This window comes from Arthrobacter zhaoxinii, from assembly GCF_025244925.1.
Classification (GTDB): Bacteria; Actinomycetota; Actinomycetes; order Actinomycetales; family Micrococcaceae; genus Arthrobacter_B; species Arthrobacter_B zhaoxinii.
Window position 1 is genome coordinate 3,424,188 of the sequence record NZ_CP104275.1, and the last position, 20,831, is coordinate 3,445,018.

General features: G+C 66.2%; 18 protein-coding genes. 2 read left to right on the forward strand and 16 right to left on the reverse strand.

Annotated elements, in window-relative coordinates; genetic code table 11:
* Positions 1 to 106 precede the first annotated feature (106 nt).
* From N2K95_RS16050 to N2K95_RS16095, 10 genes are all read right to left on the reverse strand, one after another.
* A complete protein-coding gene (locus tag N2K95_RS16050; protein ID WP_260652366.1) occupies positions 107 to 676 on the reverse strand; it encodes a single-stranded DNA-binding protein in 570 nt (189 codons plus the stop codon).
* Between the two features lie 34 nt (positions 677 to 710).
* Positions 711 to 1,061, reverse strand: a complete 351-nt coding sequence (gene rpsF / locus N2K95_RS16055; protein WP_227920298.1) for a 30S ribosomal protein S6 — start codon at positions 1,059 to 1,061, stop codon at positions 711 to 713.
* A gap of 201 nt (positions 1,062 to 1,262) precedes the next feature.
* Entirely contained in the window at positions 1,263 to 2,543 is a 1,281-nt protein-coding gene (locus N2K95_RS16060) for a M18 family aminopeptidase (RefSeq protein ID WP_260652367.1), read from the reverse strand.
* A 175-nt stretch (positions 2,544 to 2,718) separates the two neighbouring features.
* On the reverse strand, positions 2,719 to 3,597 hold the full coding sequence (locus N2K95_RS16065; RefSeq protein ID WP_260652368.1) for an ABC transporter permease: 879 nt from the start codon (positions 3,595 to 3,597) through the stop codon (positions 2,719 to 2,721).
* A 4-nt stretch (positions 3,598 to 3,601) separates the two neighbouring features.
* A complete protein-coding gene (locus N2K95_RS16070; RefSeq protein ID WP_260652369.1) occupies positions 3,602 to 4,555 on the reverse strand; it encodes an ABC transporter ATP-binding protein in 954 nt (317 codons plus the stop codon).
* 103 nt (positions 4,556 to 4,658) lie between these two features.
* Entirely contained in the window at positions 4,659 to 5,600 is a 942-nt protein-coding gene (locus N2K95_RS16075) for an ABC transporter ATP-binding protein (RefSeq protein WP_260652370.1), read from the reverse strand.
* A gap of 30 nt (positions 5,601 to 5,630) precedes the next feature.
* Positions 5,631 to 6,473 carry an ABC transporter permease gene (locus N2K95_RS16080; protein WP_260652371.1) on the reverse strand — a complete coding sequence of 281 codons (843 nt, stop codon included), beginning with the start codon at positions 6,471 to 6,473 and terminating at the stop codon, positions 5,631 to 5,633.
* A complete protein-coding gene (locus N2K95_RS16085) occupies positions 6,470 to 7,480 on the reverse strand; it encodes an ATP-binding cassette domain-containing protein (RefSeq protein ID WP_260652372.1) in 1,011 nt (336 codons plus the stop codon). Before N2K95_RS16085 ends, N2K95_RS16080 begins: the two co-directional genes overlap by 4 nt.
* A 66-nt stretch (positions 7,481 to 7,546) precedes the next feature.
* Positions 7,547 to 8,737: an MFS transporter gene (locus N2K95_RS16090; RefSeq protein ID WP_260652373.1), complete on the reverse strand. Its 1,191-nt coding sequence runs from the start codon at positions 8,735 to 8,737 to the stop codon at positions 7,547 to 7,549.
* A 14-nt stretch (positions 8,738 to 8,751) separates the two neighbouring features.
* Positions 8,752 to 10,434, reverse strand: a complete 1,683-nt coding sequence (locus tag N2K95_RS16095; protein ID WP_255791285.1) for an ABC-F family ATP-binding cassette domain-containing protein — start codon at positions 10,432 to 10,434, stop codon at positions 8,752 to 8,754.
* Between the two features lie 112 nt (positions 10,435 to 10,546).
* Here N2K95_RS16095 and N2K95_RS16100 point away from each other — a divergent pair, with 112 nt between their 5' ends.
* A complete protein-coding gene (locus N2K95_RS16100; RefSeq protein WP_255791286.1) occupies positions 10,547 to 10,867 on the forward strand; it encodes a putative quinol monooxygenase in 321 nt (106 codons plus the stop codon).
* 88 nt (positions 10,868 to 10,955) lie between these two features.
* On the opposite strand, the gene N2K95_RS16105 is transcribed toward N2K95_RS16100, so the two are convergent.
* The 4 genes from N2K95_RS16105 to N2K95_RS16120 form a co-directional block, all read right to left on the reverse strand.
* Entirely contained in the window at positions 10,956 to 12,128 is a 1,173-nt protein-coding gene (locus N2K95_RS16105; RefSeq protein ID WP_260652374.1) for a zinc ribbon domain-containing protein, read from the reverse strand.
* A gap of 168 nt (positions 12,129 to 12,296) precedes the next feature.
* Positions 12,297 to 13,736 carry a phytoene desaturase family protein gene (locus N2K95_RS16110; protein ID WP_260652375.1) on the reverse strand — a complete coding sequence of 480 codons (1,440 nt, stop codon included), beginning with the start codon at positions 13,734 to 13,736 and terminating at the stop codon, positions 12,297 to 12,299.
* Complete coding sequence (locus N2K95_RS16115) at positions 13,736 to 14,827, reverse strand: lipid II:glycine glycyltransferase FemX (protein WP_260652376.1); 1,092 nt, start codon at positions 14,825 to 14,827, stop codon at positions 13,736 to 13,738. Before N2K95_RS16115 ends, N2K95_RS16110 begins: the two co-directional genes overlap by 1 nt.
* Positions 14,824 to 16,284, reverse strand: coding sequence for a glycosyltransferase family 87 protein (locus N2K95_RS16120; RefSeq protein ID WP_260652377.1), 1,461 nt, complete (start codon positions 16,282 to 16,284; stop codon positions 14,824 to 14,826). The genes N2K95_RS16115 and N2K95_RS16120 overlap by 4 nt, the downstream gene beginning before the upstream one ends.
* Positions 16,285 to 16,458: 174 nt before the next feature.
* Here N2K95_RS16120 and N2K95_RS16125 point away from each other — a divergent pair, with 174 nt between their 5' ends.
* Positions 16,459 to 17,544: an inositol-3-phosphate synthase gene (locus N2K95_RS16125; protein WP_260652378.1), complete on the forward strand. Its 1,086-nt coding sequence runs from the start codon at positions 16,459 to 16,461 to the stop codon at positions 17,542 to 17,544.
* Between the two features lie 89 nt (positions 17,545 to 17,633).
* Here N2K95_RS16125 and N2K95_RS16130 read toward each other — a convergent pair whose 3' ends face one another.
* Positions 17,634 to 19,319, reverse strand: a complete 1,686-nt coding sequence (locus N2K95_RS16130) for a formate--tetrahydrofolate ligase (protein WP_260652379.1) — start codon at positions 19,317 to 19,319, stop codon at positions 17,634 to 17,636.
* A gap of 107 nt (positions 19,320 to 19,426) precedes the next feature.
* Positions 19,427 to 20,671 carry a D-inositol-3-phosphate glycosyltransferase gene (gene mshA / locus N2K95_RS16135; protein WP_260652380.1) on the reverse strand — a complete coding sequence of 415 codons (1,245 nt, stop codon included), beginning with the start codon at positions 20,669 to 20,671 and terminating at the stop codon, positions 19,427 to 19,429.
* Positions 20,672 to 20,831 lie beyond the last annotated feature (160 nt).

The window sequence follows — 20,831 nt, forward strand, 5'->3', positions numbered from 1 at the left end:
ACGGGATGGGCTCGACGGCGGTTGCCGTCTGAGGATGGCGTCCGAAGACGCCGGGTGAAGGGCCGCTCCTCCCAAATGGGGGTAGCCGCTCTTCGAATGAAGAGGTTTAGAAGGGCGGATCGTTCGAATCCGGGCCGCTGCCCCATCCACCGGAGTTGCCGCCCGCAGGGGCGCCCCAGGGATCGTCAGCCGGTGCGGACTGTGGCTGCTGCTGCTGGCCGCCGCCCCAACCGGAGTTGGAGTTGCCGCCGAAGCCGCCGCCACCGCCGCCGTTGCTGCCGCCGAAGCCACCGCCGCCACCACCGCCGGAGCGCTGGGTGCGGGTGACCTTGGCAGAGGCATAACGCAGCGAGGGGCCGATTTCATCGACCTCAAGCTCCATTACGGTGCGCTTTTCGCCCTCTTTGGTTTCGTACGAACGCGACTTCAGGCGGCCCTGGCAAACTACGCGGGTTCCCTTGGTAAGGGACTCGGCGACGTTTTCAGCAGCTTCACGCCAGACAGACGCACGGAGGAACAGCGTTTCGCCGTCCTTCCACTCGTTGGACTGACGGTCGAAGGTCCGAGGGGTTGAAGCAATGGTGAAGTTCGCCACTGCCGAACCGGACGGAGTGAACCGCAGTTCCGGGTCGTTGGTTAGGTTACCGACGACGGTGATTGTTGTCTCGCCTGCCATGAAAGCCTCCTGATATCAGTACGGGTTGCCGAAATTATTCTGCGGAAACCTTTGCAGCGTCCTTAGCGGCCTTCTTGGCATCCTTCTTCGAGATCTTCTGCTCTTCCGGGCGGATGATCTTGGTGCGCATGATGGTCTCGTTAAGGCTCAGCTGGCGATCAAGCTCGGCTGCTGCTGCAGGCGTACCGGTGAAGTTAACCACCGCGTAGATGCCTTCAGTCTTTTTCTGGATTTCGTAGGCCAGTCGACGACGGCCCCAGATGTCTACCTTGTCGATGGTTCCACCATCGTTGCGGACAACATTGAGGAACTTGTCGAGCGAAGGCTCGACGGTACGCTCTTCGACCTCGGGGTCGATGATTACCATCAGTTCATAAGCACGCATTTGTGAACCCACCTCCTTTGGGCTATACGGTCACGGCATTTCCGTAACAGGAGGTTCTTTTGCGTTGTCTCCCCTCGGCCTGCAGCTGATCCGCAGCGGGGGGAATCTGCCGACCTAAGCCGACAGCACAGACTTTCATATCCTATCCGATTTCCGGGGCCGGGATTGACACGCCGGAATCTGCGGGGGCTCCGCCGGGGGTCAGGCGGCACCCGACGCGAAGAACAGCTGGGCCACGGCGGCCAGACGCAGGGGATCCTCCACGCCGGCCATTTCCCGGGCCGAGTGCATTGAAAGAACGGGAATCCCCACGTCAACGGTCCGGATTCCGAGCCGCGTCGCGGTCAGGGGGCCGATGGTTGAACCGCAGGGAACGGAATTGTGGGACACGAATTCCTGGTACGGCACCCCTGCAGCGGCGCAGAGGGCCGCCCAGCGGGCCGCGCCGGGCGCATCGGTGGTGTAGCGCTGGTTGGCGTTGATCTTCAACAGCGGACCGCCGTTGAGCACCGGATGGTTGGCGGGGTCGTGGCGTTCCGCGTAGTTGGGGTGGACGGAGTGGCCGACGTCCGCGGAAATGCAGAAGGAGGCAGCCAGCCCCCGTGCACGCTCCGCCGTCGTGGCGCCCAGTCCGTCGCTGATCCGCAGGAGGACGTCTTCGAGGAACGGCCCGGCGGCTCCCGACCGGCTCCCGCTGCCCACCTCTTCATGGTCGAAGGCCGCGAGCACGGCAACCGGCGCGGTGGGTGCGACGTCGGCGGCAATAAGGGCGACGACGCCGGCGTGGACGGAGGAAAGGTTGTCCAGCCGTCCCGAGGCGAAGAATTCGCCCTCGGCGCCGAAAATCTGCGGCGCCTGGGTGTCCGCGGCGACAATGTCGTATCCGCCGATCTCCTCCGGCGCCAGGCCGGCCTTCGCTGCCAGCAGCGCCACGAGGTCCGAGGCGGAGGGGTCCCCCAGTCCCCATACCGGGTTCATGTGCTGCTGCTTGTCCAGTTTCAGGCCTTCATTCACGGCCCGGTCCAGGTGGATGGCCAGCTGGGGGAAACGCATCAGCGGACCGGTCTCCACGAGCCGCTCAACACCGTCCAGGGTGACCATGCGCCCGGCAAGCTGCAGCTCCCGGTCCAGCCAGGAGTTCAGCAGCGGGCCGCCGTACACTTCGACGCCGGCCTGCAGCCAGCCGAGCCGGCCGGTGGTGGGCCGGGGCTTGAGCTTGAAGGACGGGGAATCGGTGTGGGTACCCAGGATCGAGAAACCGGTGGCGGGGCCGGCGGCTTCGGGAGTGACCCAGGCGATGAATGCGCCGTCGCGCACCACAAAGAACTTTCCGGCCGAGCGGGGGAAATCCCCGGTCTCGAGTACTGCGGTGAATCCCGCCTCCGTGAGGCGGCGCGCACCTTCGCGCGCTGCGTGGAAGCTGGACGGTGAGGCGCTGACAAACGCGCCGAGATCATTTACGTGGGCCAATGCGTTGGACATGCTCCGATTCAACCAGAGCGGCCGGTCCCGGCGTAACCGCCGCCCGTTCCGGACGTAAAGAACCCCCGGCGCAGCAAGCACCGGGGGTTGTGGAGGAATTGTTCGTGGGATTTGGATCCGGCAAGGGTGGCGGCGGCCGTTCTTCCGCCTCCACCCTTACCGAAGTTCAGTGCCCCTAGACGTCCCGTTTCTTGGTTACGACGAGGGAAGCGATCAGCAGTACAGCTGCCCAGGCTGCGAGGACCAGGCCGCCCTGCAGCTGGGTGAGGGCTCCGTCCGCAATCGGTCCGGCCGTCACCAGCTGGGTTCCCGCGTTGCTCGGCAGGAACCGTGCGGCGTCCGGAATCCAGTCCGCCAGGTTCTCCACGATGGCCACTACCAGGGGCAGGACGAAGATGATGCCGATGGCAGTCACCACGCCTCCGGCGGTGTTCCGCAGCAAGGTTCCGATTGCCATGGCAAACACGGCGATCAGTGCCAGGCACGTTCCGGTGTTGAGGATGCTGGCAAGCACTCCGTCATCATCCAGGGACAGGCTGAGGTCCGCGCTGCCCAGGATCGGCTGGGCCACCAGGAAGGAAATGAAAGCGGCTCCGGCGCCGACCACGAAGGAAATCAGGGCGATAAGCAGGTTCTTTGCCAGCAGCGCCGGAATGCGCTTCGGAACAGCGCTGAAGGTGGAGCGGATCATTCCGGTGCCCCATTCCGAGGCGATGAGCACCACCGCCAGGGAAGCGATGAGCAACTGGCCGAAGAAGAGTCCGCTGGCGGGGATCTCCGGAACCAGGCTGTCTGCCGCAGGCGGCCCGGCCTGCGCTGCTTCCGGGCTGTCGGCGCCGCCGCCGAATTCATTGACAATCTCGGCTGTGCCCCAGGCAGCGAGAGCTGCGAGTCCGACCATCACCACCACGGTGATGGCGAGGAGAATTACGGTGGAAGGGACCGTAGTGATCTTGATCCACTCGGATTGCAGGACCCGGAGGAAGCTCAACCCGGAGCCGGAGGAGGCCGCCGGCGATGACGCGGGATTCTTGGATGTTGTAGCGGTACTCACGGTTCTATTTCCCCTTCCCGGAGGCAGTTCCCGCAGCGGAAAGCTCCTGCGGCCGGTCCTTGGACCGGTATTCAACGTCGTCCCGGGTCAGCTCCATGTAAGCGTCCTCAAGGGACACCTGCAGCGGCGTCAGTTCGTACACCAGGATCTGCCGCTCCAAAGCGGTCTCGGCGATACGGCGCGGTTCCGCGCCGGTGATTTCCAGCAGGCCGGTTTCCTTTTCGACGCCGGTGATCTCCGGTCCGGTCAGGGCCTGCAGCAGTTCGCGCGGGCTGTCGGTCCGGACTAGGACGCGGACCTTTTTCTGGCCGGCAATGATATCGGCGATAGGTGCATCCGCAATAATCCGCCCGCGGCCGATGACGATCAGATGATCCGCCGTCTGCGCCATTTCGCTCATGAGGTGGGAGGAAAGGAAAACGGTGCGGCCTTCCGCGGCAAGTTCCCGGGCCAAATGGCGGACCCAGAGGACGCCTTCCGGATCCAGCCCGTTGACCGGCTCGTCCAGGATGACGGTGGAGGGATCTCCCAGCAGGGCCGATGCAATGCCCAGCCGCTGTCCCATCCCCAGGGAGAAGCCGCCCACCCTTTTCTGCGCCACGGAGGTCAGGCCGGTGAGTTCAATGACCTCGTTCACCCGGTTGGCGGAAATGCCGTGGGTAGCTGCCATGGCCCGCAGGTGGTTATAGGCACTGCGCTTGGTGTGGACGGCTTTCGCGTCGAGCAGGGCACCGACCTCGCGGAGGGGTGCCTTGTGCCGGGCGTAGGGTTTGCCGTTGACGAGCACCCGGCCCGAGGTCGGACGGTCCAGACCCACAATCATGCGCATGGTGGTCGACTTACCGGCCCCGTTGGGACCCAGGAAACCGGTGACCTTGCCGGGCTGGACAGTAAAGGAAACATTGTCGACGGCGGTTTTGCCGCCGTAGCGCTTCGAGAGGCCGGATGCCTCGATCATGGGTGATCCTCACGTTGGGAAGCAAAAGCTGGGGGGTCTACCTCCACCATAGGCGGCCAGCACCGCAACGGGACCGGTCCAAGGGATGAATCAGGGCTCCCCCTTAGGGATGACTAGGGATTTCCCCGACCGTCGGCTCAATAACCCGGGACTGGTACTCGACCTCTCCACGGGTCAACTCCATATAGGCGTCCTCCAGGGACGCCTGCCGCGGGGTCAGCTCAGTGACCAGGATCCGCCGCGACAGCGCAGCTTCGGCAATACCGCGGGCGGACATCCCGAGGATTTCGAGCTGGCCCGGTGCCGGCCGGCGTATTTCCACGCCATCCGAACCTATCGCCGCCGCCAGGGCATCGACGTCGTCCGCGCGCACCAGGGTACGTTCGCGGCCGCTGCCGGCGAGGACCTGGTCCATGGGTGCATCCGCCAGGATCCTGCCGCGGCCAATCACGATCAGGTGGTCGGCGGTGACTGCCATCTCGCTCATCAAATGCGAGGAAATGAACACCGTGCGACCCTCCGCCGCGAGGCCCCTGGCAAGATGGCGGACCCACTGCACGCCCTCCGGGTCCAGTCCGTTCACCGGCTCGTCGAAGATAAGCGTGCGGGGATCTCCCAACAATGCGGCCGCGATTCCCAGCCGCTGGCCCATCCCCATGGAGAAACCGCCCACACGTTTGTTGGCCGCCGCACCGAGGCCCGTCAGTTCCATGACCTCGATGATGCGCTCCTTGGGGATGCCGTGGCTGGCGGCGAGCGCGCGCAGATGGTTGTAAGCCGTCCGCTTAGGGTGGACAGCCCTTGCCTCCAGGAGCGCACCGACCTCCCTCAAGGGCGCCTTGTGGTCGGCGTAAAGCCGGCGGTTGACCGTCACGCTGCCGGCAGTGGGATAGTCCAGCCCCATGATCATGCGCATGGTCGTCGATTTGCCGGCCCCGTTCGGGCCGAGGAAGCCGGTGACCTTGCCGGGCTGGACGTCGAAGCTGATGTCGTCGACGGCAGTCTTGCCGCCGAAGACCTTGGCGAGGCTGCGGGCTTCAATCATGGTTGATCCTCGTTTCCGAAGGCTCCCCCGCTACCGGGAGCTGATCGACTCGAATTTGCGTACCGCCAGCGGAACGAAGACCACGAGCATCACGGCCGAGCCGATCAGCACCGTGGCAACGGCGTTCTGCATCGGCCAGGTGTCCGGCACGGGAGCGCTGCCGAGATTGCCGAACAGCTCGCGCACGGCCTGCACCAGCGCCGAAACCGGGTTCCAGTCCGCAAAGGTCTGCAGCGGTCCGGGGAGGTTGGAGCTCTGCACAAACGCATTGGAAATAAAGGTGATGGGGAACAGGATGATAAAGGACGCGTTATTGATTGTCTCCGGTGAACGCACCGTCATCCCGAGCAGGGCCATCACCCAGCTGAACGCGTAGGAGAACAGCAAAAGCAGCCCGATGGCGGCCAGGAAACGGCCCGGCGTGGAGTTCACCCGCCAGCCCACCAGCAGGCCGGTCCCCATCATGATGAGCATGGAGATCCCGTTGAGCGCCAGGTCGGCGTTGGTCCTGCCGATCAGCACCGCGGACGGGCTCATCGGCAGGGTCCGGAACCGGTCAATGATCCCCTCTTTCAGGTCCTGTGCCATGGCGGAGCCGGAGAACGTGGATCCGAAGACCACGGTCTGGGCGAAGATTCCTGCCATCAGGAACTGGGTGTAGTCCGTCCCCGCCACGGCGATGGACCCCCCGTAGACCTGGCTGAACAGCAGGACGAACATGATCGGCTGCAGCACGGCAAAAATGATCATGTCCGGCGAGCGTTTGATTTTGATCAGGTTCCGCTTGGTGACCGTCCAGCCGTCTCCGGCCCAGCGGGCGGGAAGGCTGGGGGTGCCGGCCCGGATCCCGGTTGCTGACACTGCGGCGCTCATCGGTTCGCCTCCTCTTTCTTTTCCGTTTCGCTGTCCTCTTCGGCCGGCCTGCCGGTGAGCTGCAGGAAGACGTCGTCCAGGGTGGGGCGGCGGATGCCGGCGTCGTGGAGTTCGACGCCGGTCGCGTCCAGCTCGGACAGGACGCGCTGCAGCGCGGCGGGGCCGTCGACGACGGCGACCTCCAGGGTGCGGCCGTCCCCGGAAACGTGCGGTTCGCCGGATCCGTGCCGGCCCAGGATGGACATGGCCCCGTCGGCGTCGCTCTGGTGCACGAGTGCAACAGCCACGCGGTGCCCGCCGATCTGGGCCTTGAGGTCATCGGAGGTGCCCTCGGCAATGACCTTCCCCTCGTCGATCACGGCCACCTTGTCAGCCAGCTGGTCTGCTTCCTCCAGGTACTGGGTGGTCAGCAGCAGGGTGGTGCCCCGGGCCACCAGATCGGTGATGACGCCCCAGAGCGCAATCCGGGACCGCGGATCCAGGCCGGTCGTGGGTTCGTCCAGGAAGAGGACCCGGGGCTGGTTGACCAGGGCCCCGGCGAGGTCCAGCCGCCGGCGCATGCCGCCGGAGTAGCCCTTGACCGGCCGGTTCCCGGCGTCGGTGAGCTCGAACATGTCGATCAGTTCGGCCGCCCGTTCCTTCGCGCGCCGGGCGGGCAGGTGGTACAGGTGCCCCACCATGTCCAGGTTTTCCAGCCCGGTAAGGTTCTCATCCACGGCGGAGTACTGTCCGGACACGCCAATGACGCGGCGCACGGCCTTGGGATCGGCGGCAACGTCAATGCCGTCGATGAAGGCGGTGCCGGCGTCTGGCCGGATGAGGGTGGTGAGAACTTTGACGGCCGTGGTTTTGCCGGCTCCGTTGGGGCCCAGCAGGGCGGTGACGGTTCCTTCGGGAACAGCGATATCCAGGCCGTCCAGGGCATGCACGGGACCGGATTTTGAGGAGTAGACCTTGGTCAGTCCCTCGGCGGAAATCAACGGCGCGGAGTCTGGGGAAAAGGACATGCGTTGAGGGTAGGACCCGGCAGGGTTCCCGCGCCTGCCTAATGCGGACAGGATCGGTCCGCAGCATTAGGCCGGTTCGGGGGCGGCCTTCCGCTCTGCGGCAGCCGGAGCGAAGGCAATGGAAACCAGCATGGCCGCGCCCACCACCAGCAGCGCATTGCGCACGCCCCAGTGTTCCCCGAGGAAGCCCAGCACCGGCGGACCCACAAAGAAGGCCATATAGCCGATGGTGGACACCACGGATACCCGGCCGGCGGCATGTACGGGGTCCTCCCCCGCGGCGGACATCCCCATCGGGAAGCCCAGGGCCGCCCCGATGCCCCACAGCACGGCACCGACGCCGGCCAGCACCAGATTCGGGGCGAAAACGAAGAGCAGCAGTCCGGCGAGGGAGGCGCTCATGCATATCCGCAGCGCCGGCACACGTCCCAGCCGGTCGATCAGCCGTGCGCCGAACCAGCGGGTGAGGGTCATGGCGGCCACGAAAATACCGAACATCACGGCGCCGGCGGACTCGCTGGTGCCCAGTCCGTCCACGGTCGCCTTCGCCACCCAGTCATTTGCCGCACCCTCGGTGAGCGCTGCGCCCATAACGACGACGCCGATCAGCAGCGTCCGCCCCTCCCGCCAGGCGCCGAACCGGGATGGTTTAGCCGTCGCATCGGCTCCGCCGGCGGCAGCATGGTGCGGCAGCTGGAGGAAGTTCCGCGGCACAATCAGGACCGCAATGCAGACAACGGTCAGGATGCCCAGCAGGTGCAGGGACAGCGAGACGCCCAGGGCGGAGAGCACGGCGCCGATCATGGCACCCACGAACGCCCCCGCGCTGAAGGCGCCGTGGAATTTCGGCATGACTGTTCGCCCCACCCGGCGTTCGACGTCGGCGCCCTCCAGGTTCATGGCGACATCCCAGCCGGCAATACCCACACCGAACACCAGCAGCCCGGCAGCGGTTATCGGGATCGACCCCAGGTTCAGCCCGGCGGCAATGGCCAGCGAGGCGGCCGACGTCGTAATGCCGCCGGCCCGCACTGTTCCCGCGGTGCCGATCCGCTGCGCCACCGAACCTGCCAGCGGCAGCGCCGCGACGGAACCGATGGCGGAAAACAGCAGGAGCAGGCCGACGCCGGCGGCGCCGATCCCCAGGTCCTCCGCGGCAGCCGGGATACGGGCCGCCCAGCTGGCGAAGACCAGGCCGTTGAGGCCGAAAATCACGAAGACGGCGATGAGGGCTTTGTTCAGGGCTGTTTCGTTCACGCCTGTATTGTCCCCTACCGGACCCGTTCCACCCGTTTTTCGTCCCAGACGGGCGTCTCGGATTCGTAGACCCTGCCGTCGGAGCCGAAGACCAGGAAGCGGTCGAAGCTGCGGGCAAACCAGCGGTCGTGGGTGACCGCCAGGACCGTTCCTTCGAAGGCGTCAATGGCCTTTTCCAGCGCCTCGGCGGAGTGCAGGTCCAGGTTGTCGGTGGGTTCGTCCAGCAGCAGCAGGGTGGCGCCGGACAGCTCCAGGAGCAGGATCTGCATGCGTGCCTGCTGGCCGCCGGACAGGGACTCGAACTTCTGCTCGGAGGACGAGGCAAGTCCGTAGCGGTCCAGGGCTCCGGCGGCGGCTTCACGGCCCAGACCCGAGCGGTGTTCGTCGCCGCGGTGCAGAATGTCCAGCAGGGTGCGCTCGGCCAGGTCCGGGCGCATCATGGTCTGCGCGAAGAACCCCGGCCGGATCCGTGCGCCCAGCTTCACCGAGCCGTTATGCGGAACCGGTGCAATCTCCACCTCGGACACGGGCTCGTGTTCCTTATCCGGGTCGCTGCCGCCCAGGGCCAGCAGGCGCAGGAAGTGGGATTTGCCGGAGCCGTTGGAGCCCAGCACCCCCACCCGGTCCCCGAACCAGATCTCGGTGCTGAACGGCTTCATCAGTCCGGTCAGTTCCAGCTTCTCGGCGACGACGGCGCGCTTGGCCGTGCGGCCGCCGCGCAGCCGCATCTTGACGTTCTGTTCAACGGGAAGGGCTTCCGGCGGGCCGGCTTCCAGGAATTTGGCGAGCCGGGTCTGGGCCGCGTGGTACCGGTTGGCCATGTCGGAGCGGAACGCCGCTTTGTTCTTGTACATGTTGACGAGTTCCTTGAGCTTGAGATGCTCCTCGTCCCAGCGCCGGCGCAGTTCCTCGAACCGGGCGTTGCGGTCTTCCCTGGCTTTGACGTAGCTGCTGAAGGCGCCGCCGTGGATCCAGGCGGAGGCGCCGTTGATGCCCGGCTCCAGGGTCACGATACGGGTGGCGGCGTTGTCCAGCAGCTCGCGGTCGTGGCTGACGAACAGCACGGACTTTTTGGAGGCGGCAAGTTTTCCTTCGAGCCAGCGTTTGCCCGGCACGTCCAGGTAGTTGTCCGGTTCGTCCAGGAGCAGGAGCTCGTCCGGGCCGGCGAAAAGCGCCTCCAGGACCAGCCGCTTCTGCTCGCCGCCGGACAGCGTTGCTGCCTTGCGGTACTGTGCCCGGTCGAAGGGCAGGCCGAGCGCGGCCATGGTCACCTCGTCCCAGACGGTTTCCTGCTCGTAGCCGCCGACGTCGCCCCATTCGGTGATGGCGGTGGCGTAGCGCATCTGGGTGGGCTCGTCGTCGTGCTCCATCATGGCCAGCTCGGCGGCATCCACTTCGCGGGCGGCGGCAGCAAGCGCCGGCGGTGCGGCCGAGACGAGCAGGTCGCGGACCGTGCTGTCATCCCGGACCTGCCCGACGAACTGGCGCATGATGCCCATGTTCCCGGACCGTGCCACCGTGCCCTCGTCCGGCCGCAGGTCACCGGCGATAATCCGCAGCAGGGTGGTCTTGCCGGTGCCGTTGGGCCCGATCAGGGCCGTCTTGTGCCCGTCCCCGACCTTGAAACTGACGCCGTTGAGCAGCTGCCGTCCGTCGGAGAGGAAATAGTCAATGTTGGATACGTCGAGATGTGCCACGTACCCATCCTCCCATTCCTTCCGGGCCGCCGCCGGTGGCCCGGTGCCGCCGTCCGGACATACGATGAAAACCTTGGAACTTCAAGGAAAATCTCAAGAAAGCAGGACTGAAATGATCTTTATTACCGTCAAGTTCCTCGTCAAGCCCGAGTGGACCGAGCGCTGGCCGGAGCTGACCGCCGGGTTCACCGAAGCCACCCGTGCCGAGCCCGGCAACCTCTGGTTTGACTGGTCCCGCAGCCTGGAGAACCCGAACGAGTTTGTCCTCGTGGAGGCCTTCAAGGACGACGCCGCGGCCGCCCACGTCCAGAGCGACCATTTCCAGCAGGCCATGAAGGATATGGTCCCGGCGCTGGTGGAGACCCCGAAGATCATCAACACCGTCATTGACGGCGAAGAGTGGTCCCGGATGGGTGAACTGACCGTCGACTAGGGCTGCGCCGGCCCGGCCATGGGGAACCTTCTGCATTCAGTTCCCCATGGCCGGCGCCCGCCCACCGGCCCGCGGCGTTTGCCTGCTGCTAGTCCCCGAACGTGATGTTGATCTTGTCTCCCTGGATATCGACCATGGCGGGCATCGAGTAGAGCTCGACCGTGCCCTTCTGCGTGCCCCACTCGTTGCCGCGCTTCATTTCGGCTTCCAGAGTGAACTGTCCGTCTTTCGCCTGGAGCGGGAACGGATAGGACGGGTCGCCTTCAATGGACTCGTAAGTGGGTTCCTTGGTCATGCTCCACTTGATATTGCGGAAATTATTAGGGTCCTCGCCGTCCGCCTTGTTGGGGCACCCCTGAGGCTGCAGTTCCGTGGACTTCATGCAGCTTGCCAGGTGTGCCTTGGTCTGGGCCTTGATTTCCTCTCGGGCCGCATCCGTGAGTTCAGGCCGGTAGACGACATCCAGCACCTCCGCGGGCGCCTCCGGGTCACCCACACCCACGCTCACCTTCTCTTCACCGCTGTAACCGACGTACTCGGTGCCCTTGGGGGTGTTGAAGGTGTAGTCACCCGGGTAGACCGAGAAGTACTTGGAATCGTCGAATCCTTCAATAGCGACGCCGTTCACGGCCAGTTCCGTGCTGTCTCCGTCCACCCGGTACGCAATCTCGGACTCCCGCAGCGGAGAGGTCAGCTCCCACTTTTCGAAAAAGACTGCCGCATCTCCCGCGGACGTCAAGTCAAAGGTCACGGACGTGGTCTCGTCACCCTGTTTTACGTCCGCTGTCACTTCGGCGAAGATGCCGGAGGCGTCCACATTGGTTATTTCGAATCCGCTGATCCGGTTTTCGGCCTTCGAATAGATCTCGTTGGTCATCAGGGAAAAGTCCTGCGCCGCGTAATAGCCGTTCTCTTCGTCATAGGCCGCGACCATGTCCATGGCCCCTTCAATGTCCCCGTCGACTACTGCCTGGAGGTATGACTCGACCTGCAGCTTCGGGTTGTACTTCTCGCTCAGGTGCTTGTACCCAAAGAACCCGCCGATCACCAGGAGTACCAACAGCCCGCCGACAACACTGCCGGCAATAATCAGGCGTTTACGCAGCTTCGGGTTCGACTTCTTCGGTGCGGGCACGGGTGCGCCCTGGTACCCGGCTCCGGGAGGCACCGCATAGGGCGACTGTCCCTGTGCAGCGGCGCCGGGCGGCGGCGGAGCCCCTTGGTATCCCTGCGCGTCAGCTCGCGGGCCTTGGCTATCCATTTGTCTGTCCCCCATGACTTGTTCCCCGGTTCAAGTACCGGCGGCGGTGCCGGTACCCGATAACATACAAGGTTTTGCGGCGCGGGTCACAATCTTCGCAAGACACCCGGACCGGGGATATCGGGTGGGTCGCAGACGGCAGGCGTGGCGGTGTCCCCTGCCCGTCTCCTACGGGGCCAGCGGGGGCACGGGCAGCCCGAACACGTCCTTCAGGGCGAGCCTTGCCGCGTGCATGCCGCCCATGCCGTGTACTCCGGGGCCCGGCGGGGTGGACGCGGAACTGAGGTAGACACCTGGAACCGCAGTGCGCCACGGTTTCGGCGACAGGACCGGACGGATCAGCATCTGGGCCAGCGTCACGGCCCCGCCGCCGAAATCCCCGCCCACATAGTTGGCGTTGTACTGTTCCAGGTCCGCCGCCGTCGTCACCCGCGAGTCGACAACGACGTCGCGGAATCCGGGGGCGAACCGCTCAATCTGCGCCGTGACCGCTTCGGTCATGTCCACCGTGGAACCTGCAGGCACATGGCAGTAGGACCACAGGACGTGCCGGCCCGCGGGGGCACGGGTGGGGTCGAAGCTGCTGGGCTGGGACAGCAGCACGTAGGGTCGGCGCGGATGCCGCCCAGACGCGACGTCGTCCTCGGCAGCAGCCAGTTCGGCGCGCGTGCCGCCCAGATGGGCCGTTCCCGTGCGTGCCATCTCCGGGTTCGCCCACGGCACCGGGCCGGAGAGGATGAAGTCCACCTTGCACGCAGCGTTCCCGTAGCGGAACCGCTCCAGGGCCTTGGCATAGCGCGCCGGAAGCCGGTCCCCGCCCAACTCCAGCAGTACCGAAGGGGACACATCCAGAATGACCGCCCGGGAATCGGCCACCTCGTCCAGGGACGTGATCCGGTGCCCGGTGGAGATCTCACCGCCGTGCGCCCGCAGGTCATCGGCCATCGCGTCGGCGATGGCCTGCGAACCGCCTACCGGGATTGGCCAGCCCACGGAGTGGGCCAGGGTTCCCAGCATCAGTCCGCCGCCTGCGGAAGGCAGCGACGGCATTTTCCCGACGGGGTGCGCCGCGACGCCGGAGAGCAGGGCCGGCGCGGCGTCCTCCACGAACCGGCGGTTCCACAGCGGCGTGCCCTGGTCCAGGGCGGCCAGGCCGAAGGCGGCCAGCGCAACCGGATCCCGGGGAATGCTCAGCAGGGAGCCCATCAGCAGGTCGGTGACGGCCTCGCTGCGGTTCACCAGCGGTTCCATCAGGCGGCGGTAGGCGGCACCGTCGCGTCCCAGCCCGTCCACGGTCCGGTCCAGGTCCTTATACGCCAGTGCCGCACGTCCGCCGTCGAGCGGTGAGGCGTAGGAAATCTCCGGCACCACCAGGTCGATCCGCCGGTCCAGCCCGAAGCTGCGGAAGAACGGAGAGGCCAGGGCCATGGGGTGCACTGCGGAGCAGATGTCGTGCAGGTGGCCGGGTTCCATCAGTTCCTTGGTGCGGCTGCCGCCGCCTACCGTGGACCGGGTTTCGAACACGCGGACCGTGAGGCCGGCGCGGGCCATGATGACCGCTGCCGCGAGCCCGTTCGGGCCGGCCCCGACTACACTGACATCGCTCACTAAGCCGCCTCTTTGCCCCTCCGGCCGGTGATCCGGCCCGCCAGTCCCTTGGCGGAGTCCGGGAGGCTGCGGAGTTTCCCGGGCGCCTCCCGCCGCAGTTTCAGGGCGTTTGCCACCAGAGCGTACCGGAGCGGATGCAGGGGAATGTCATAGGTGGTGGGAATGGTGACCACGGTCTTGGAGAAGTTCCGCTTAAACGTGGTGACGTTGATCAGGCCCGGATAGTTGTCGCTGACGATGCCGGTGAGGCCGCACGCGGTGTTGCCGGCCTCCTTGAGGACCTTGAAGGCCTCCCAGAGCAGCAGGTAGGGGGCATTGGTCTTGCGGGCGCTGTGCGAACTGGCCGCGAAGTAGTAGACGGAGTAGCCGCGGTACTCCGTGGTGATGAGCCAGGACACCGGCTGGCCGTCCATGTAGGCCACCATGAGGCGCAGATGGTCACCGAGTTCGGTGAGCAGGGTTTCGTAGAAGCCGGACTCGAAGCTCGAGAAGCCGTCCCGCGAGGCGGTTTCCTGCATGATCGGGAAGAGTTCGGTGCGGAACACCTCGGCCCAGCGGTCACGCTCGATGGTCTGGACCTTGACGCCCAGCTTCTCCGCCTTGCGGATCAGGTTCCGTGCGTTGGACCGGAAAGACGCGAATATCTCGTCCGTGTCCGGGGTCAGGTCGACGACGATTTCGCGTTCGTACCAGCCGTGTTCCAGCGGCCCGGTGACGGGCGGCTGCGGATGCGCGATCTGCATGCGGATGTACAGCGGGTCGACGGCGGGATCGGCCCGGAACTGTTCCTGCACAGTGGACACGAGCCGGGCTTCGGCGTTGTGCGTGCGCGTGGTGAACCAGGTGGGGCCGTTGACGACCACCAGGGACGGCCGCAGCCGTCGTTCGGAGCGAAGGTAACTGGCCGTGGCAACCAGTGTGCCGCCGTCGTAATAGGCCCAGATGCCGTACGGGCTGCGGCCAAGCTTCCGCTCAAAATCAGCCCAGTAGGGGGTTTGCTCCAGCGGGATCACCACATCGGGGTGCGCGGCGGCGAGCGCCTCGAACTCCTCGTGGCTGAGCTGCTCGGAACGGTATGGAACGGGGGTCACTGTGCTTCTTTCGCCGGGGCCGCATGCGTTTCCAAGGATACCGGCCTTCGCCGCCGCAGGGCCCAGCGGTCGGGGGCACCGTCGAACGGCCCGCCCTGCGGATCATCCGCGCCGCCCCGGCGCACCGGGTCGCCGTCGGGCTCCAGGATGTCGGACACCACCCGGTACATCAGATAGACCGTGGCCAGCACGTGGCCCAGTACAGCCAGCACGTAGTAGGGCGAATCGAGGTTGTTCTCGGCCGCCCCGCCGGAGGTCTCCTTCGCGAGGTACATCCAGATGGCCCACCAGTGCATCACCTCGAAGAACTGCCAGATCAGGAAGTCGAGCCACCTCGGCCGCGCCAGGGCGACGAGCGGAATAAGCCAGAGGACAAACTGCGGCGAGTAGACCTTGTTGGTGAGGATGAATGCCGCCACGATCAGGAACGCCAGCTGCGCCAGGCGCGGCCGGCGCCCGGCCCGCAGCGCCAGCACGGCGATTCCTCCGCACGCGAGCGCGAAAAGCAGGTACGCCCAGACGTTGATGAACTCCGCGCCGACGCCGGTTCCGCCGGCCCGTTCCACGGTCAGGTTCCACGCGAACCAGACGGAGGAATAGCCGGCCGGGCGGTCCCCCGTGAAGGTCAGGAAGAAACGCCAGGACTCGTAGTCCCGGAGCATAAACGGGAGGTTCACCGCCAGCCAGGTGAGTGCCGCGGCCGCGAAGGCCAGCACCGCCGGGCGCAGGCGCAGGGTCCGCAGTGCCAGCACCAGCACGGCACCGAGGATCAGCACCGGATAGAGCTTCAGCGCGGTCCCCAGCCCAATCAGCACCCCGGCCGCCACCGGGCGGTTCCGGGCAAAGGCCAGCATCCCCAGCGTGGCAAGCATCACGGCGAAAATGTCCCAGTTGATGAACACGGACAGGATCGCCGCCGGGGCCAAAGCCACCATGGCTGCATCCCAGGGCCGGCGGCCGGCCAGGCGCATGGTGGCAATGACCGTGGCCATCCACGCCGCCGTGGCCAGCACTGCGTTGACGTCGAAATACTGCAGGGACCTCAGTGCCGTGCCGCCCTCACCGGGCACCAACAGGGCGGTGGCTCCGGCCAGGAGCCCCAGGAGGACCGGATACTCAAAGAACGAGCCCTCCGTGAGGAACGGGAAGACCCCCTCCCCCAGCCCCCGGGTGCGGAAGAGCTCCGGCCAGTCCGAATAGCAGGCGGCGTAAAAATGGTCCGGAGTGTTCCAGCCGCCCGCGCGGCAGGAAGTCTTGACCAGGACCGCCAGCAGTGCGGCGACGACGGTGAACAGGATCAGCACCCGTTCCACGGTGAAGAATCCAGGGGAAACAATGCCCGGCGCGGCGTGGCGGCCCATCGGGCCGCCGATGCCTTCCGTGAACCTCCGCAGGAACGGATCGTTGCGGGACGGCACCACAATGCGCTGCGGGCCGCGCCGGGAGTTGGGCTGCATGGGTCCAGTATCCATCAGTGAGCTGCAGCTTCCGGCACGGCCGCAAGGCCGGCAGCTGCGGCTTCCCGGACATGGTGCACCGGACCCAAACCGCCGATGTGACGGCAAGCACGTAGACTATGGGGGTTGTCTGCGCCCGCGGCGGGCGTTCAACATTTTCTTCAAAGGAGAACCGTGTCCGAGAATCCCATTCGGGTGGCAATTGTCGGTGTTGGAAACTGCGCAGCTTCGCTGGTGCAGGGTGTCCAGTACTACCGAAGCGCCGACCCCAACGAAACCGTTCCAGGCCTGATGCACGTCAAGTTCGGCGATTACCACGTCAATGACGTGCAGTTCGTTGCCGCTTTCGACGTGGACAGCAAGAAGGTCGGCCTCGATCTGGCTGACGCAATCGGTGCAAGCGAAAACAACACCATCAAGATTGCCGATGTTCCGCAGACCGGCATCACGGTGCAGCGCGGGCACACCCTGGACGGGCTGGGCAAGTACTACCGGGAAACCATCACCGAATCCGATGCCTCGCCGGTGGATATTGTTGCTGCCCTGCGGGACAACGCCGTGGACGTTATGGTCTGCTACCTGCCGGTGGGTTCCGAGCAGGCGGCAAAGTTCTATGCCCAGTGCGCCATCGATGCCGGCGTCGGCTTCGTTAATGCGCTGCCCGTTTTCATTGCCGGCACCAAGGAATGGGCGGACAAGTTCACCGCGGCCGGCGTGCCGATTGTCGGCGACGACATCAAGAGCCAGATCGGCGCCACCATCACGCACCGCGTGATGGCCAAGCTGTTCGAGGACCGCGGCGTCGTCCTGGACCGCACGTACCAGCTGAACGTCGGCGGCAACATGGACTTCAAGAACATGCTTGAGCGCGAGCGCCTGGAGTCAAAGAAGATCTCCAAGACGCAGGCCGTCACCTCCAACACCTCCGCCGAGCTGAAGGCCGACGACGTCCACATCGGCCCGTCGGACTACGTTGCCTGGCTTGATGACCGCAAGTGGGCCTTTGTCCGGCTCGAAGGCCGCAACTTCGGCGACGCTCCGGTGTCCCTGGAATACAAGCTGGAGGTCTGGGATTCCCCCAACTCCGCCGGTGTCATCATCGATGCCGTGCGCGCCGCCAAGATCGCCATGGACCGCGGCGTCGGCGGACCCATCCTCTCGGCCTCGAGCTACTTCATGAAGTCTCCGCCGGAGCAGTACAACGACGACATTGCCAAGGAAAAGGTGGAGCAGTTCATCCGCGGCGAGGTCGAGCGCTAAGACCCCGGCAGCACAAGGCCCCCGTCCCCGGAATGCTCCGGGATCGGGGGCCTTGCCGTGTCCGGACCGCTCCGGGCCCGGGGCGGATCCTAGATAAGTCCGCTCGGCGTCCCGTCCGAGGCGACGCCCATGCGCAGCGCCGCCGGCTCCCGAGGCAGTCCCGGCATGGTCATGACCGCCCCGGTCAGCGCCACCACGAAGCCGGCCCCGGTCTTGATGGACAGATCCCGCACGTGCAGGGTGAAGCCCGACGGCGCACCCAGGGCCGCCGGGTCGTCGGAGAAGGAGTACGGCGTTTTGGCCATGCAGACCGGCAGGTGCTCCAGTCCCCGCGCCGCTATCTCCTCCAGCCGGCGCAGCGCGGCCGGAGCAAATTCGACGTCGGCGGCACCGTAGATCTCCCGGGCCACGGCCCGGATCTTCTGCTCCACCGGCAGCTCGTCCGGATAGAGGAACCGGAAGTCCGCCGGCCGTTCCAGGGCCCCGAGCACCGCCGCCGCCAGGTCATCGCCGCCCGGTCCGCCGCCGCCGTGCGCCCACACCTCGGCCACCGCGGCGCTGACGCCCTGCTCGGCGCACCAGTCCATCAGCCAGCGCAGTTCGGCGTCCGTATCGGTGCTGAAGCGGTTGACCGCCACCACGGGGTTGATCCCGAACCGGCGGACGTTCTCCAGGTGCCGGTGCAGGTTGACGACGCCGGCCTGCAGTGCCGGAAGGTTCTCCGCCGCCAGGCCGGTCTTGGGCACACCCCCGTGCATCTTCAGGGCCCGGACGGTGGCCACCACCACTATGGCGTCCGGGGCGACATCCGCCACCCGGGACTTGATGTCCAGGTACTTTTCCGCCCCGAGGTCCGCCCCGAACCCGGCTTCCGTCACAACCAGGTCGGCCAGCCGGAGGGCCGCGGACGTGGCAATGACGGAATTGCAGCCGTGCGCGATGTTGGCGAACGGCCCGCCGTGGACGAGGGCCGGGGTTCCGGCCAGGGTCTGCACCAGGTTCGGTTTCAGTGCGTCGCGCAGCAGCAGCGTCATGGCGCCCTGCGCGCCGAGATCGGCAACGGTGACGGGCCGCCGGTCGTAGGTGTAGCCGACGGTGATCCGGGACAGGCGTTCCGTGAGGTCCGCAAGGTTCCGGGCGAGGCAGAAAACAGCCATCACCTCCGAGGCCACGGTGATGTCGAAGCCGTCCTGCCGCGGCACGCCCTGGGCCGGTCCGCCGAGGCCGATGACGACCTCGCGCAGGGCGCGGTCATTCATGTCCAGGACGCGTTTAATGGTGATGCGGCGCGGATCCAGTCCCAGTTGGTTGCCCTGGAAGATGTGGTTGTCCAGCAGTGCGGCCAGTGCATTGTTTGCCGAGGTAATGGCGTGGAAATCGCCGGTGAAATGCAGGTTGATCTCCTCCATGGGCACCACCTGCGAATAGCCGCCGCCGGTGGCGCCTCCCTTCATACCGAGAACCGGACCCATGGACGGCTCACGCAGGGCAATCATCACGTTTTTCCCGGCCCGGTGCAGGGCGTCCGCCAGTCCCACCGTCACAGTTGATTTGCCTTCACCGGCAGGCGTAGGGCTCATGGCCGTCACCAGGACCACCCGGCCGCGGGCCGAATCCTCCCGCAGGAGCGCCGGATCGATTTTCGCCTTGTACCGTCCGTAGGATTCCAGGACGGCGTCGGGAATCGACGCGGCGCGGGCAATCTCCGTGATCGGCAGCAGGCGGGCCGCCCGGGAAATTTCGAGGTCCGAGGGCATATCGGCACTGATACGCATGGTCTGCGTTCCTTCCGCTGTGCCGTCAACGGATTCGCTGGACGGCTGCTGGTCGCTGGTTGGAAGCCAAGCTACCAGCAGTCCCGGTCCGCGGGGGCTGCTTCGGCCTACTTGCGCACGGAGCGGCTGGCGAACTGGTCCGCTGCCTCCCGGTAGCTTTCCGCCGTCAGCATGGCCGTCCGGCGCCAGCCGAACGCCTGGGCATGGGCAGCCGCGCCTTCTCCGAGCGCGCGACGCCGGTCGGTGCCGTCGTAGAGTGCCTCCATCTCAGCGGCCCACCGGCCGGGGGCGTGGCCGTCAACGAGGACGCCGCTTCGACCGTTGCGCACGGCCTTGGGCAGCCCGCCCACGTTCGCAGCCAGGACGGGAGTTCCGCAGGCCTGGGCTTCGAGGGCCACCAGGCCAAACGATTCGCTGAAGGAGGGAACGGCTACGACGTCGGCGGCACGGAACCAGTCCGCGAGCTGGTGCGGTTCCACCGGCGGCCGCAGGGACACCGTGTCCTGCAGGCCCAGCCGGCGCACAAGCGGTACCAGGTCCAGCACGGAGGAACCGCTGCCGGCGCCGAGGATGCTGACGCGCAGGGGAATGTCCGGACGGCGGCGGCGCAGCTCGGCGGCCGCCTCGACCAGCACCTGGGGGCCTTTGAGGCGCTGGATCCGGCCGGCGAAGACCACGTGGAAAACGGCGGGCAGGAAACCCAGACCGGCCTGCACCCCGGGCCTGCCCCGGGGAGAAAACACGTTCAGGTCCACACCGGGCGCCACCACATCCACGGCGGCCGGATCGGCTCCGTAGAGCGTTTCCAGTTCGGTGGCCTCGGTGCTGGTGTTGGCAATCAGGCGGGTGGCCCCGCGCACCACGCGCTGTTCGCCGTCGATCCGGATCTGCGGTTCGGCGGCCTCGCCCGGCTGGGCCTGGAGGTTCTTGACTCGGGCCATTGTGTGCATGGTGTGGACCAGCGGGAGGTCCCACTGCTGCGCGACGGACAATCCTGCAGTTCCGGATACCCAGTAGTGCGAGTGGACAACATCGAATCCGCCGTCGAGCAAGAACGGCTGCGCTTCGGCCACTGCAGAGGCCATGTCCAGATAGGGCAGCTGTTCCTTGGGCACCTTGCCGACCGGACCCGCGGTGACGTGGCGGACGGTCACTCCGGGCGCCAGCTCCACGTCGGCAGTCTGCAGGGGGTCGGTGGCACGGGTGAAGATCTCGACCTCGGTGCCGCCGCGCGCCAGTTCGAGGGCCACCGAGCGGACGTACACATTCATTCCGCCGGCGTCGCCGGAGCCTGGCTGTTCAAGCGGGGAGGTATGGAGCGAGAGCATGGCCACACGCTTGACCTGGGGCACCTTGCTCCCTTCCTTACCGAAATCTTCTCTATCGACTTTATAACGCCGCGCGCCTGAGCTTTGTTTCCTGTCGGCTGGAACACTTCCGCATCAGCCCTGGCCCATGCCCCGGACACGACTCTGCCCGGCACCTCGCGGAGGTGCCGGGCAGAGCCCGTCG

Coding starts and splice junctions, on each gene's coding strand:
- N2K95_RS16050 (WP_260652366.1), bottom strand. CDS start 676: ATGGCAGGCGAGACAACAATCACCGTCGTCGGTAACCTAACCAACGAC.
- rpsF (WP_227920298.1), bottom strand. CDS start 1,061: ATGCGTGCTTATGAACTGATGGTAATCATCGACCCCGAGGTCGAAGAG.
- N2K95_RS16060 (WP_260652367.1), bottom strand. CDS start 2,543: ATGTCCAACGCATTGGCCCACGTAAATGATCTCGGCGCGTTTGTCAGC.
- N2K95_RS16070 (WP_260652369.1), bottom strand. CDS start 4,555: ATGATCGAGGCATCCGGCCTCTCGAAGCGCTACGGCGGCAAAACCGCC.
- N2K95_RS16075 (WP_260652370.1), bottom strand. CDS start 5,600: ATGATTGAAGCCCGCAGCCTCGCCAAGGTCTTCGGCGGCAAGACTGCC.
- N2K95_RS16080 (WP_260652371.1), bottom strand. CDS start 6,473: ATGAGCGCCGCAGTGTCAGCAACCGGGATCCGGGCCGGCACCCCCAGC.
- N2K95_RS16085 (WP_260652372.1), bottom strand. CDS start 7,480: ATGTCCTTTTCCCCAGACTCCGCGCCGTTGATTTCCGCCGAGGGACTG.
- N2K95_RS16100 (WP_255791286.1), top strand. CDS start 10,547: ATGATCTTTATTACCGTCAAGTTCCTCGTCAAGCCCGAGTGGACCGAG.
- N2K95_RS16105 (WP_260652374.1), bottom strand. CDS start 12,128: ATGGATAGCCAAGGCCCGCGAGCTGACGCGCAGGGATACCAAGGGGCT.
- N2K95_RS16120 (WP_260652377.1), bottom strand. CDS start 16,284: ATGCAGCCCAACTCCCGGCGCGGCCCGCAGCGCATTGTGGTGCCGTCC.
- N2K95_RS16130 (WP_260652379.1), bottom strand. CDS start 19,319: ATGCGTATCAGTGCCGATATGCCCTCGGACCTCGAAATTTCCCGGGCG.